General features: G+C 65.1%; 10 protein-coding genes. 2 read left to right on the top strand and 8 right to left on the bottom strand.

Annotation, left to right across the window (positions count from 1 at the left end; all coding sequences use genetic code 11):
• The first annotated feature begins 1 nt into the window (after nt 1).
• Nucleotides 2-3058 (top strand): FAD-binding and (Fe-S)-binding domain-containing protein, encoded by a 3057-nt coding sequence (locus CLU95_RS30295; protein ID WP_099797009.1) that lies wholly within the window; start codon nt 2-4, stop codon nt 3056-3058.
• 40 nt (nt 3059-3098) lie between these two features.
• Here CLU95_RS30295 and CLU95_RS30290 read toward each other — a convergent pair whose 3' ends face one another.
• From CLU95_RS30290 to CLU95_RS30265, 6 genes are read right to left on the bottom strand one after another with little or no spacing between them, the layout of a single operon-like run.
• Complete coding sequence (locus tag CLU95_RS30290) at nt 3099-6941, bottom strand: pilus assembly protein (protein ID WP_257214779.1); 3843 nt, start codon at nt 6939-6941, stop codon at nt 3099-3101.
• Nucleotides 6942-6995: 54 nt separating this feature from the next.
• Nucleotides 6996-7484: a type IV pilin protein gene (locus tag CLU95_RS30285; RefSeq protein WP_180288708.1), complete on the bottom strand. Its 489-nt coding sequence runs from the start codon at nt 7482-7484 to the stop codon at nt 6996-6998.
• Nucleotides 7485-7503: 19 nt separating this feature from the next.
• On the bottom strand, nt 7504-8103 hold the full coding sequence (locus CLU95_RS30280; protein ID WP_257214778.1) for a PilX N-terminal domain-containing pilus assembly protein: 600 nt from the start codon (nt 8101-8103) through the stop codon (nt 7504-7506).
• 2 nt (nt 8104-8105) lie between these two features.
• On the bottom strand, nt 8106-9113 hold the full coding sequence (locus CLU95_RS30275; RefSeq protein WP_099797007.1) for a PilW family protein: 1008 nt from the start codon (nt 9111-9113) through the stop codon (nt 8106-8108).
• Nucleotides 9110-9724 (bottom strand): type IV pilus modification protein PilV, encoded by a 615-nt coding sequence (pilV, locus tag CLU95_RS30270; protein ID WP_099797006.1) that lies wholly within the window; start codon nt 9722-9724, stop codon nt 9110-9112. Before pilV ends, CLU95_RS30275 begins: the two co-directional genes overlap by 4 nt.
• Entirely contained in the window at nt 9721-10323 is a 603-nt protein-coding gene (locus CLU95_RS30265) for a GspH/FimT family pseudopilin (RefSeq protein ID WP_099797538.1), read from the bottom strand. The genes pilV and CLU95_RS30265 overlap by 4 nt, the downstream gene beginning before the upstream one ends.
• A gap of 252 nt (nt 10324-10575) precedes the next feature.
• Here CLU95_RS30265 and CLU95_RS30260 point away from each other — a divergent pair, with 252 nt between their 5' ends.
• Nucleotides 10576-11133, top strand: a complete 558-nt coding sequence (locus tag CLU95_RS30260; protein WP_099797005.1) for a methylated-DNA--[protein]-cysteine S-methyltransferase — start codon at nt 10576-10578, stop codon at nt 11131-11133.
• A 10-nt stretch (nt 11134-11143) separates the two neighbouring features.
• On the opposite strand, the gene CLU95_RS30255 is transcribed toward CLU95_RS30260, so the two are convergent.
• Both CLU95_RS30255 and CLU95_RS30250 read right to left on the bottom strand, forming a co-directional pair.
• Nucleotides 11144-12364 (bottom strand): MFS transporter, encoded by a 1221-nt coding sequence (locus CLU95_RS30255; RefSeq protein WP_099797004.1) that lies wholly within the window; start codon nt 12362-12364, stop codon nt 11144-11146.
• A gap of 78 nt (nt 12365-12442) precedes the next feature.
• Nucleotides 12443-13324: a LysR substrate-binding domain-containing protein gene (locus tag CLU95_RS30250; protein WP_099797003.1), complete on the bottom strand. Its 882-nt coding sequence runs from the start codon at nt 13322-13324 to the stop codon at nt 12443-12445.
• Nucleotides 13325-13374: the final 50 nt, after the last annotated feature.

Genomic DNA, 13374 nt, shown 5'->3' with positions numbered 1-13374 from the left:
CATGCGCATCGACCCCGCCAGCCACATGCAGCCAGCCGGAACCGTTCTTCCGCCCAACGACACCTGCGAACTGCTGGCGCGCCGGCTGCGCACCGACACGCAGGGCGAGGTGCTGTTCGACGACGGTTCGCGCGGGCGCTACGCCACCGACGCGTCGATCTACCAGATCACGCCGGTCGGCGCCTTCGTGCCGACGAACGAGCGCGACATCGCCACCGCCATCGACATCGCACGCGACCTGAAGGTGCCGGTGCTGGCACGCGGCGGCGGCACCAGCCAATGCGGCCAGACCACGGGCGCGGCGCTGGTGATCGACAACAGCAAGCACTTTCGCAAGGTGCTCGATGTGAACGTGGAAGAGGGCACGGCGACGGTCGAGCCCGGACTGGTGCTCGACCACCTGAACGCACAGCTCAAGCCGCACGGGCTCTGGTACCCGGTCGACGTGTCGACCAGCGCGCAGGCCACGTTGGGCGGCATGGCGGGCAACAACTCCTGCGGCTCGCGCTCCATCGCCTACGGGAACATGGTGCACAACGTGCTGGGCGCGAGCGCGTGGCTGTCGAGTGGCGAGCTGGTTGAGTTCGGTCCGGTGACCACGCTCGGCGCGCGCGCAGCGGGCATTGCGCAGTTCGTGCACGGGCTGGCGCAGGAGCACCGCGACGCCATGGCGCAGCACTGGCCCAAGGTGATGCGCCGCGTGGCGGGCTACAACCTCGACATCTTCGACAACCAGAGCGAGCGGCCCTACACCGCCGACGGCAGCGTGAACCTCGCGCACCTGTTGATCGGCGCCGAAGGCACGCTGGCCTACACGCGCAGCCTGAAGCTCAAGCTCGCGCCGCTGCCGCGCGCCAAGGTGCTGGGCATCGTGAACTTCCCGACCTTCCATGCGGCCATGGACGCCGCGCAGCACATCGTGAAGCTCGGGCCGACGGCGGTGGAGCTGGTCGACCGCACGATGATCGAGCTGAGCCTGGCCAACCCGGCCTTCAAGCCGACGGTGGAAACGGCGCTGATCGGCAAGCCGGCCGCCATCCTGCTGGTCGAGTTCTCGGGCGCCGACAAGGCCGGGCTGCTGCCGCAGCTGAAGCAGTTGGTCGAGCTGATGGGCGACCTCGGCTTGCCCGGCAGCGTGGTCGAGATGGCCGACGACGCGCGGCAGAAGAACCTGTGGGAAGTGCGCAAGGCCGGCCTCAACATCATGATGAGCCTCAAGGGCGACGGCAAACCCGTGAGCTTCATCGAAGACTGCGCCGTGCCGCTCGAGCACCTGGCCGAATACACCGACGGGCTGACCGAGGTGTTCGCGAAGTACGGCAGCCGCGGCACCTGGTACGCGCACGCCTCGGTCGGCACGCTGCATGTGCGGCCGATTCTCGACATGCGCGCCGACGGCGGCGCCAAGATGCGCGCCATTGCCGAAGAGGCCAGCGCGCTGGTGCGCAAGTACAAGGGCGCGTTCAGCGGCGAGCACGGCGACGGGCTCTGCCGGGGCGAATGGATCGAATGGCAGTTCGGGCCGGCGATCAACGAGGCCTTTCGCGCGATCAAGCAGCAGCTCGACCCGATCGGGCTGTTCAACCCCGGCAAGATCATCGACCCGCCGCGCATGGACGACGGCGCGCTGTTCCGCTTTGCGCCGCCCACGGCGCCGAAGCCCTACCGCCGCATCGAACTGAAGCCGGTGCTCGACTGGTCGGGCTGGAACGTCAACGCCGACCCCGTGACCGAGCTGACCACCGCGCCTGGCACCGGCGGCGACAGCACAGGCGGCCTCGCGAAGGCCGTCGAGATGTGCAACAACAACGGCCACTGCCGCAAGTTCGACGCCGGCACCATGTGTCCGAGCTACCGCGTGACGCGCGACGAGCAGCACCTGACGCGCGGCCGTGCCAACACGCTGCGCCTGGCGCTGTCGGGCCAGCTCGGCGCCGACGCCTTCACCAGCGAGGCCATGCACGACACCATGGACCTGTGCGTCGGTTGCAAGGGCTGCAAGCGCGACTGCCCGACCGGCGTCGACATGGCGAAGATGAAGATCGAGTTTCTCGACCACTACAAGAAGCGCCACGGCCACACGCTGAAAGACAGGCTGGTCGCCTACATGCCCGACTACGCGCACCGCGCGAGCCGCATGCCCTGGCTGCTGAACCTGCGCAACCGCGTGCCGGGTGCGGCATGGCTGGGCGAGAAGATGCTGGGCTTTTCAGCCAAGCGCTCGCTGCCCGAATGGCGCACCGACACCTTCTGGCGCGGCAAGGACATGGTGGCGGCGGGGTTGTTTTCCGATCAGACCTCGGTGCTGGCTGCTGCGGCGCGCGGCGAAAAGGTCGCCGTGCTGTTCGTCGACACCTTCAACGGCACCTTCGAAAGCGAGAACGTCTTTGCGGCCGCGCGCGTGCTGCACGCCGCAGGCTATGCGCTGCACACGGTGGAGAAGGGCGGCGGGCACCACTGCTGCGGCCGGACCTTCCTGGTCAGCGGCATGGTGGACGAAGCGAAGGTGCGCGCCGGGGCGCTGATCGACGCGCTGTTGCCGCTGGCGCAGGCGGGTGTTCCCATCGTCGGGCTCGAGCCCTCGTGCCTGCTCACGCTGCGCGACGAAACGCTGGTGATGGGCTTCGGCGACAAGGCGCAAGTCGTCGCGAAGCAGGCGCTGCTGTTCGAGGAGTTCATCGCCCGCGAACGCAAGGCCGGCCGCTTCGAACTCGCGTTGAAGCCCGCCACCGCGCCCATCCTGCTGCACGGCCACTGCCACCAGAAGGCCTTCGGCGCGGTGAGCCCGATCATGGAGGTGCTGAAGCTGATTCCGGGCGCCGAGCCCGAGCTGATCGAGAGCTCATGCTGCGGCATGGCCGGCAGCTTCGGCTACGAAGCGAGCCACTTCGAGGTGTCGATGCAGATGGCCGAGGCGAGCCTGCTGCCCGCCATCCGCGCCAGGCCCGATGCGATCGTCGTGGCCGACGGCACGAGCTGCCGGCACCAGATTGGCGATGGGGCGCAGCGCGAGGCGGTGCATGTGGCGGTGCTGCTGGCGCGGCACATGATGCTTTGAGATTGGCGGCGTTGGCAGCGCCGCTCACCCCGGGTTCGTGTCAGAAGGGCGGAGAAACCACCTGGCGCCAACTGCGGCGCCAAGCCCGGGAATCCGGCGGGCAGCCATCGCCGACTCTCTGCGTGCCGCCCACGCCGGTAAGGTAGCCGGTTTCGTTGGTGCAACTGCTCCTGGGCTTGCCGTCGGGCTGGCCTTCGTTGGGCTGGCCGATCATGTTGCGCGAATTCACGTTGCCGCGCGTGAAACCGCCGCCGGGGATCGAGACGGCCGAATACGCGTCGAAGGTGCCGTTGGCATCGACATCGAAGGAGTTCTTGTTCTTGCCGGTAAGAGCGTCGAGCACATAGATGATGTTGGGCAGGCTGCCCGTGGCCGTGCAGGACTCGATGCCTTGCTTCTTGTCTTCAGGCAGGAAGGACGAGACGATCACGCTGCTGCCCAGGTTGGCCAAGTCGCCGACCACGCGCTCGCCGTTCTCCATCGCGCCGGGGTAGGTGATCGTGCCGAGGTTCAGCAGCCATCCATTCTTCTTTGTCCAGTCGACGGCATTCGCGCTGAGTTGGTAGAAGTTCTTCCCCTTTTCGATTCCGGCCCCAGACTTGATTACTGGATCGAGGGTCTGTGTCACCAGATTCTCGACGCTGACCGGGATGGCCCCGGCCTTGTCGTCGCCTCCGATCGGTGTCTGGTCCCAGATGCCATAGAGCGCCTGCTTCGTGGCCGGCATGGTCAGGTCGCCTTCGTCCAGCAGGATGCCCGTGCCGACCACCACGATGGCGCCGCACTGAGACGTGGCACTGTAGGTGCAGGCCTTTCCGTCGCCGGGATGAACCTGCCATGTCGGCGCGGCGTAGATGGGCTGCTTCTTGCCCTCCGGCGTAGTGAACAGCAGCCTGGGAATGGATGCTGTGAGCTTGGCGCTTCGCAGGTCGAAACGCCACAGGTTGCCGTTGGCGTCGCCGGCGTAGGCCGCCACGATGCGGCGGGTGGTGTCCCGCACCGCAACCACGCCGCCCAGGCCGCGGTTGCCGCCTGTAGCGTCGCCGCCGTAGCTGGCGGGGAGTTGAATGAACTTCTTGAGCTTGCCGGTGAGTGCCTCCACCACATACAGCCCGACCTGCTTGCCGGCTTCCGGGTAGTGGCCGCTGCCCGTCAACATGACCCAGGTGCCGTCGTCCAGTTGGCCGGCGGCAGGGTTGTTGGTGATGTGGGCCAGATCGGCGTAGCCGATGGCCTTGTTGTTCACCTCCCAAAGAAAGTGATTCAGGGTCGGCGTCCGGTCGGCGGCGTTCATGGGCGACTCCAGGCCGTACATGAAAGGGCCCGCGCGCCCGCCCGTGCCGAATACCAATTGGCGCCAGCTTGCGTCCGCGCTTGGGGCGGGCTTGTCGTACACGTCGTGCTCTACCAGTGGTCCGTCGAGCGTGTAGCGGAATCGGAAATTCGGATTCGCCAGGTCGATCTGCGAAGCCATGGCGCCCTTGGGCATGAACTCGGCCAGCTCAGTGCCGGCCGTGGCGGCGTTCCGGCCCGCGTCCAGCACGTGCACCTTGCCGTTGTTGGTGGCCGCGAAGATGGTGGGGGGCAGCGTGGTCTTCCTTGTCTTGTAGGCTGCATAAGAGCCCTTGCCGTCGACAGACCCGTAGGTGTTGTAGCCCATGTCGATGCGCCCGCCCACGAACACCGGCGGCGAGTTGACCGAGGCACCGATGGGCTGCTTGCGCAGCCGGTAGACCGTGCCCTTCGTATTCTTCTGCGGGTCATCGCCCAGCATGTAGCGGATGAAGCGCTCGTCAGGCGGCTGCAGCGTGTCCTTGTTCAGCAGAGTCTTGAGGTCGGCTGGCAGGCTGTCCAGCCGGGTGCCCCAGGTCAGCGCCGTGCGCAACGCGTTGCGGGGCGCGTCGGGGTCGTAGTTCGACAAGGTGAAGATCGCCCGCTTGTCCACCGCCGGCATCTTGGCATTGGCGGACCAAGCCGGCGTCGGCTTGTTGGCATCCACATTGCCGTTGGCGTCCAGTTGGAAGGCCTTGACGTCACCGCTGTTGTCTGCCGTCTGATACTCGGTCGTGTACTTGTACTGGCCTGCCAGCGTCTGGAATTCATTGCTGTTGCCCGACACCGCTGCGCCCGCGTCATTGCCGGAACCGACCATGCTGCTCAGCGCGTTGTCCAGGGCTCGGCGCATGTCGTCGCCCGAGTACACGCTGTAGGCGCGACCGCCGCCGGTGAAGCCGGCACGGACAAAGTCGTCGACGCGTCGGGCATCGGCGGCGGCCGATTTCTCCAGGTTCAGGTTTCCGACGGCCCACTGAGGCTTCGTCACCTGACTGCCGGCGAGCCAATCATTGTTGTATTTTTCTATTTGGTTCCAGGTCAGGCCCGTCGTCGCACCCGGTCGATTGCCGGATGGCGTCAACCCCCAGCCAATGGTGTAGGTGGTCATGTTTTGCCAAAACGTGGGGTTATGCTGGCTGTCCACGACGGGAACGTTGTTGGGCAGGGTGCTGGAGAAGTCCTTGTGCCAAAAATAATAGGCAGTCAGGTCGGCAAGCCCGTAGCTGCTGACTCCTTCGTCGCCGTAGGGAATATAGAGGTTCCGCGCTTTCAATCGAATGGCGTCATTTGCGCTATCGAAACCCGTGGCACCTTTGGGGTCAAATTGAAAATTGGTTTCATTGCTTGGTGGATTTCGACTGTAAATTCCCCCTTGAATGCTGGCATATTTTTTATCGTCGTTCAATGATGTGCCAAGATTCCATGCGCCATCGGACAACATGATGGCGTAAGCGCGCCTGCAGCTTAAATCGTTCTTGTCGTCAGTTGGGTCTGAGCTTGTGGGATCATTTTTCCACGGATTCCCTCGGGCAGAATTGCGATTGCCATCGTAATAATCGGCGGCCAGAAACAAGGCGTTGTGGCTCGGCGTGTCCGAGATTGGAACTATTCCGTAGAGCCAGTCGTAAAACTGTGTTTTCCACTTCTTGTCAGCTTCATTTTCGTCTTTGAAGTAGCGAACCCCGCGGACGATGTCGGTTGCCCTTTCGCTTTTTTCGTTTTTGAAGTCAATTTGATTGTATTGAGAGTATCCGATTCGAAATTTATTGTCGTAGCTTTGCATTGCCTGCCCCACTGCGGTGCCCACTGCCAGCGCGCGACTTCGATACCATTTGTACCAATTAAGAACATTTTTTATTTCTTCACCGGCCGTGCAGCCCTTTGTATTTTCTATGCAATCCGTTCGTTTGTGCCCGGCCGGAGCAGGAAAGATTTCGGCGCTGGCTGGATAGGTGAGATTAACAACTGTTCTTTTTGATGAGTCTGCGCAATTTCCCTGGCTGCATTGGAAATAGGTAAACTTGCTGCCGCTGGGAATGGAGGCATTAGAAGAATAAACCGTATACAGTGGAATATATCTTACGTCAGACCATTTGTATTTTGCTTCTGCTACATAGTAGCCAAATATCCTGGATGACTGATTTTCAACGAATTCGATTTCATTGATTTTCTTATCTCCATTTGGCTCGATTCGAGGGAGATAAGTGATGGATGGGTTGTAATACTGGTTGTTGACATCACTCGATCGCATGGAATACCAACCATATTTGCCCTCGCAAACTGTCCCGGTTTTTGGACAGTCGTCGACAACTGAATAGCCTTCCTGAAATTCAAACGCCATCGACCCGGAGTTGTCGAGCACGAACATCAGGTTGGGCTTGGCGCCTAGCACGGCGTTGTAGAGCGGGCCTTGGCTTGGCGCAGTCACTGCGAGTGCGGTGCCGAAGGGCAGTAGCGCAGCACCCAATGCAGCAAGGCCGACGAACGCCCGCAACATGTGCGACGCTGTGGCGGAGGCCGGAACAAGAGTCTGGCGCGTGGTGGTCATGCGATCTTTCCTGACGTTCGGAGGAGGGGCTTCATGGGGTGAGGCATGTGCGGCTTATTTCCAGCAATCCGCAGCCCCAAGGCCTGTGGCCTGGTCTTTCACGCCCCGGGTGCCCTGGCCGCTCAAGGTCAACATGCCGCATCGGTCGCCGCTCATGCTCCCGGTTCGGGTGGCCTGGAGGGTGTAGGCAGGCGGGTCGTCGCTGGCGAAGACGGCGATGGTGTAGTTGGGCGTGCCTGACTGGGGCGACTGCTGCAGGGCCGTGGGGAGTAGGCTTCCCGTTTTGCTCTTTTGCTCGGTCTGTGCGGTGGTCTGACCCGACGCGAGGGTGTAGCGGTCGTTGGCCGAGTAGTAGCGCTGCATGAACTGCGCAGCCTCCATCAGCACGCCCTGGGCCTCGACGCGTTTGGAGCGCCGCACGTACTCCTGGTAGTTCGGCATCGCGATGGCCGCCAGGATGGCAACGATCGCGACGACGACCATGACTTCGATCAGCGTGAAGCCGCGGCCGGAGCGTGGGGAAATGGAACGTGGGTGTGTCATGTGAAGAAGGGACATGAGGTCATTTGTCGCTCGTCAGCACGGAGTGCAGCCATGCTTCAGCGCCTAGCGTGGATTTCCCGGTCGAGCCGTCGAACTCGGCGTTGTTGGCAAAGCCCCGGGCGGTGATCAGGTAGCCGGTCAGCGTGGGCGTCCCATTGGTTTGGATCCTCTGGATCACGCAACGCGGTTCGATGCGCAGCGGCTGCGCGTCGCTGTTGGCGCCGCCGTTCGTGAAGTAGGCGGGCGGAACCTTGATGGCATTGCTATTCGTCCAGCTGGCGCTTTTGCGCCATTCGGCCTTAGGGTCGAACTCGGAGCCGATGGTGGTGGCGATGATCTTGGCGCGCATGCCGGTGGAGGCGTAGGGGGTGTAGTCCTGGCCGTCGCCGTCGAAGATGGCCACCTGTTCGCAGAAGCGCAGCGCCGTCTCGGCGGCCTCACGGGCGACTTCAGCCAAGCGGATACCGTTGACGCTGCGTTCGCTTTGCGTGGCATTGCGGATCGCAAAAGTTCCCAGCAACGACAGGACCACGAGCAAGATCAGCGTGACGATCAGCACCACGCCGCGCTCGCGCGGGCTGCCAGCGGTGCGGCTCGGAGAAGAGAGGGCGTGCGTCATGTTCACGGCGCGATCAGGCGATTGCGCAGCAGGACCGTGGTGGTGTAGGTCTTGCGCAGGTAGCCGTCGGTACGTGTCGCGTCGATGTTGTCGCATTGCTTGTAGGTCAGGCCACCGACGGGCGCGTCGCGCACGGGCCGGTCGCTGCGCATCTGCAGGCACACGCGCACGCTCAGCACGCGGCTCCAGCGGTCTTCGGTGTTGTCGGCCAGCACGCCAGTGGTGGGCAGGAGGTCGACGCCGGAGGCATCGAGGTAGTTGACGATCTGATGCCGCATCGGGTCGTAGGTGGCCGCGAGTTCGGCACTGGGGAGGCTGGCGACGCCGTAGAGGATTTGCATGCTTTCGACATTGGCGAGCAGCGGCTGCGAGGTGCCGACGGCATTCCCGGCATTGCCCTTCTCCATGCCGCGGCAAGACAGCATGGGGGCCGTGTTCGCCACCGTCACCAGATAGCGGTTGTCGGCCAGCGTGTAGTTGCCCGGCGGCAACGTGCCGGGGGCCGGTGTGGGGGGCGGGCTCACCTGCGTCGGTGTCGCGGCGTTGATGGCGTTGCCCAGGCAGTTCGTCGCCAGCGTCGAGGCGGTGAGCTGGGGCATGGTGTTGTCGATGTTGGCTTCGTAGCGGATGGCGATGGCATCGCTGCCATTGCCTGTGACGCACGAGAGCTTGTCGAAGGCAACCCCAGCGTCGGTGAATCCGCCGTCGCAACCGCGCACGGCGGGACCGGCATAGTTGCCCATGACCGTCGCGCCGTTACTCGGAATGAGTTGCTGCGAGTAGCCGGCCTGCTTGAGCTGTTGCTGGATCAGGTTGAGCGCGAGGATGCCGTCCTCGTTCAATTGCGTCTCGAGCTCCGACAACTGGCTGCTTCGGCTGGAGGTTGCGAAGACAGACAGGGCCGCGGCCAGGATCACCAGCCCGAGCGTCAAAGCGACCATCAGCTCGATCAGCGTGAAGCCGCTGGATCGGTGACGCACGCATGCGGGAGAAACGAAGGCGGCGCTCATAGCATGATCCGGAAGTACATGCAGTTCACCGAAGCCCCGGTTGCAATGTTGGCACCGGCGGGACAGAACTGCTGCAGCGGCCCCTGCGGTCCGAAGCCGGCGCCTTCCTCGATGGCGCTCCAGATCAGCCAGACGTTCAGCATGCGCGTGGCGGGCAGGCCTTTCACGCCCGAGGGGGCTGCGGTCAGGTCGGCGGTGACGTACGCAGTGCCTCCCGGCAGGCGGTTGGCGACGTTGGTAAGCCACTGCAACTGGTCGTACTTGGCGATGGCCGCGCCGCAGTTGTTGATCGGATTGGCGGGCACGGAGGTGTCGACCTTGCAGATGTCCGGCGCTGATGTGGGATCTTTGGCTGCAGCCTCGCGCACGCTTGCGTTGTAGGCCTTGGCGTGGGCGTAGGCGGCAAAACCGGCGAGGTTGGCGCGGGCGCGCTCCGCGTAGTCATTCACCAGACTCAGGCCGGTGGCGCGCATGCGGGAGAACTGGTTGTATTTGAGGGCCGCCGAGGTCAGCCCCGCCATGCCGAACAGGGCGACGGACAGGATGACCATGGCGACCAGCACCTCGATGAGGGTGGCGCCTCGCTGTATGCAGTGGAGGTTGGGTTTCATTCGTTGCTAGCACCGGAACAATCGGTGCCGTCCGTTGGGTAACGCATGCGGCCGACCCTGCTGATGCAGAGCATCTTCTGCATCCACGGTGGGTTGTCGGCCGCCTTGAGGCCGGTTGCATCGAACTGAATGCCGGCGGCGCCCGACTGCATCAGGCCGTTGGGCAGGAAGACAAAGCGTCCCGAGTTCGCGATGTTCGCGATGCCCGGTAGCGCATCCTGGCGAAGCAGCAATTCGTCGCCCGTTGACCCGGAATAGTCCGAGGTGGCGTCGCGGTCGTTGTTGACGAAGACGATCCAGCCATCCGCGAGGTTCTTGGCGCCTGCACCGGTTGCGCAAGCGGTGGCGGTGCCTGCACCCAGTTGGCAGATGACAACCGGCCGCGCTCGCGCGATGGCTTCGGTGCGCGCGATGCGAAACGAACCGGTCAGCGCGTTGACGGCGTTGGCAAGGCGCCACTGCACGATGAAGCGCGTCATCGACGGTGCCGCGATCCCGATCAGGATCGCCAGGATTGCGATCGTGACCATCAACTCGATGGCCGTCAGTCCGAGTTGCTCGCGCAGCCGCGCCTCCCGCGAAAAATCGCGTCGTCTCATGCCCATAGGCCTCCCTGGTTTTTTAAGAATTTCGACTCACAGGTTCGGTGCGGAGACTAGTGGCCGATGCACATGCCCGACAACGTCTGACCGACGTTCGGTCCGTTCGAAACGATGAGCGGAAACGCCTCGAAGCGCGGAGTGAAAGTCTGGTATTTCGGGGTGTTTGGCTGGTACTTTTTCTCTTCTGCGGAAGAGGGCTTCGCGCGCTTGCCCGTGCCTCGTTTTTCAACCTTGAATCACAATGCTTCGATGACTGCCGCATCCCCTGTCGAATCCGGCTTTGCCTTGTTCCCGACCGCCATCGGCGCCTGTGCGCTGGCCTGGGGGCCGCAGGGTCTGGTCGGCGTGCAACTGCCTGAAGAGCGGGGCGAAGCTGCGACGCGTGCGCGCATGCACCGGCGCTTTCCCGAGCTGGAGGAAGCGCCACCGTCGGAGCGTGCGCTGCACGCCATCGCAGGCGTGCAGGCGCTGCTCGAAGGTGCGACCGACGACTTGTGCGACATCGAGCTCGACATGCGCGGCGTGTCCGAATTCCATCAGCGCGTCTACGCGATCGCGCGGCGCATTCCGCCGGGGCAGACGCGCACCTACGGCGAGGTGGCCGAAGAGCTTGGCGATAAAGGCCTCTCGCGCGCGGTCGGTCAGGCCATGGGCCACAACCCCTTCGCGCCGGTCGTGCCATGCCATCGCGTGCTGGCCGCGGGCAACAAGCCGGGCGGCTTTTCGGCGGGCGGCGGTGCGTTGACCAAGCTGCGCATGCTCGACATCGAAGGCGCCACGCCGAGCGGAACGCGTTCGCTGTTCTGAGCGGGAGTGTTCAGGCCGCTGGCACCGGCAGCCGTTGCAGCCCCGCGATGCGCGAGCCGAAGATGATCGCAGCCTGCAGCACGAAGCCCGCGAGCGCCAGCAGCAGGCAGGCCGGTTCGCCCCACATCGCACCGACCAGGCCGCCGAGCGCCGCACCGACCGGGCGTGCACCCGCGTTCACCGTCAGGAACACCGCCGACACCCGGCCCAGCATCGCCGAGGCCGTCACGCTCTGGCGCAGCGTGGTCGAGGTGATGACCCAGACCATCGGCCCCGCGCCGAACAGGAAAAACGAAAGCGCGGCCAGCGAGGCGCTCGGCACGAGGAGCGTGGCTGCCATCGTCGCGGCAGCGGCGACCGCCACCGCCGGCCCGACCTGGATCGCGCGTCCGAAGGGCAGCCGCGCCGTCACGCGCGAGGTCAGCAGCGCGCCGACGACCATGCCCGCACCGTACATCGCGAGCGTGAAGCCCACGGCCTGCGCGCCGAGGCCGAGCACGCGCACGGCATAAGGCACATAGCCCGCCTGCAGTACGAACCACGAGATGTTGAAGACCGCGCCGGTCATCAGCATGGGCCGCAGGAACGCGTGTTGCCAGACGAAGCGCGCGCCGTCTTGCACCTCACGCAGCGGATGGCGTGACGGGGCCGCGGGGCGGGGCGCTTCGTTCAAACGCAGCAGCAGGCCGACGGCCGCCACCGACAGCACCGCCGCCAGCACGAAGGCCGACGAGGCCCCGGCCCACGCGACGAGCGCGCCCGCAAGCGCAGGCCCCGCTGTGAAGGCGGCGCTGCGCGCCAGCTCCAGCCGCCCGTTGGCGAGCGCCAATGCGTTGCGTGGCACAAGGGCCGGCACCAGTGCGGGCGCCGCGACGCTGAAGCCCACGGTGCCGACCGCGCCGAGGAACCCGAGCACGGCCAGTCCGCCGATGCCGAGCGTCGACGACAGCACCATGCCGAGCAAGGCCAGCAGCGACACGGCGCGCAGGCCCTCGGCCCACACCATCAACCGACGGCGCGACATGCGGTCCGCGAGCAGCCCCATCGGCAGCGAGACCAGCAGGAAGGGCAGCGTCTGCACCGCCGCAAGAAACCCGATCTCGCCGGGCCCGGCGCCGAGCGCGAGCACGGCGACCAGCGGCACGGCCGCAAGACTCAGTTGTTCGGCGGACTGCGCCGCGAGGTTGGCCCAGGCGAGGTGGGAGAAGGAGCGGGGAAGGGGCGATGACATGTGGCAGGACACGAAGACAAAGACCGCATCGTGCGGCCTGCACCCTCGCGCCGCTGGCCGTTTACGGACGTGGAAGCGTCAGCCCGGATTCATCTGCTCGAACCACTCGGCAACACACACTGCTTCGGGTGCCGCGTCAGGCGCAAGGCCGTAGTAGTAGCGCTCCAGCGTCATCCGCATTTCGGGCAGCGGCGACTGCAGTCGCCCCGACGCCAGGTCGTGCGCCACCAGCGAGGTCGGCGCGAGCGCAATGCCCAGCCCGTCGACCGCGGCCTGCAGCACGAAGTGCAGGTGATCGAACTGCAGCCGCCCGGCCGGCCGCGCGCGCGGTGCGCCGACCTGCTTCTTCCAGTCGTCCCAGTCGTCCTTGCGCGTGCGCGCCGACAGGAGCACATGCGAGGCGAGGGCGCGCAGGTCGGGCAGCGGCTGCGTCTTGAAGAGCGCGGGCGCGCCGACAACAAGCACCTCGTCTTCGAGGAAGGGCCGCACTTTGATCGACGACGGCCAGCCTTCGAGCCCGCGGCGCACGGCGATGTCGAAGCTGTCCGCAGCCTGCTCGGGCATGACGGTGCTCGTGACGACCTGCGGCTCGATGTCGGGATGGCGTTCCACGAACGACGGCAGCCGCGGAATCAGCCAGCGCACCGCGAACGAAGGCCGCACGTTGATGCGCACCGCGCGCGCCGGTCCCTGCAGCTGCAGCGCCCGGGCCGCCGCATGGATCTGCGCGAGCGCGGGCTCGGTCTCCGCAAAGAACTGCTGACCCTCGGGCGTCAGCGTGACCTGCCGGATGCGGCGCTCGAACAGTGCCACGCCCAGGCAGGCCTCGAGGCTCTTGATCTGCCGGCTCACCGCGCTGTGCGTCACATGCAGTTCGACCGCGGCGCGCGTGAAGCTCAGGTGGCGGGCCGCCGCCACGAAGGCACGCACGGCATGAAGGGGCGGTTCGCGAAGCGGCATGCGTGCGATTTTCTCACGCATGCCGCGCGGGAATGTCGTTTGTCGGCGGG

The sequence above is a fragment of the Variovorax sp. 54 genome, from assembly GCF_002754375.1.
In the GTDB taxonomy this organism is placed as follows: Bacteria; Pseudomonadota; Gammaproteobacteria; order Burkholderiales; family Burkholderiaceae_C; genus Variovorax.
This window is presented reverse-complemented; position numbering and strand designations above follow the sequence as displayed.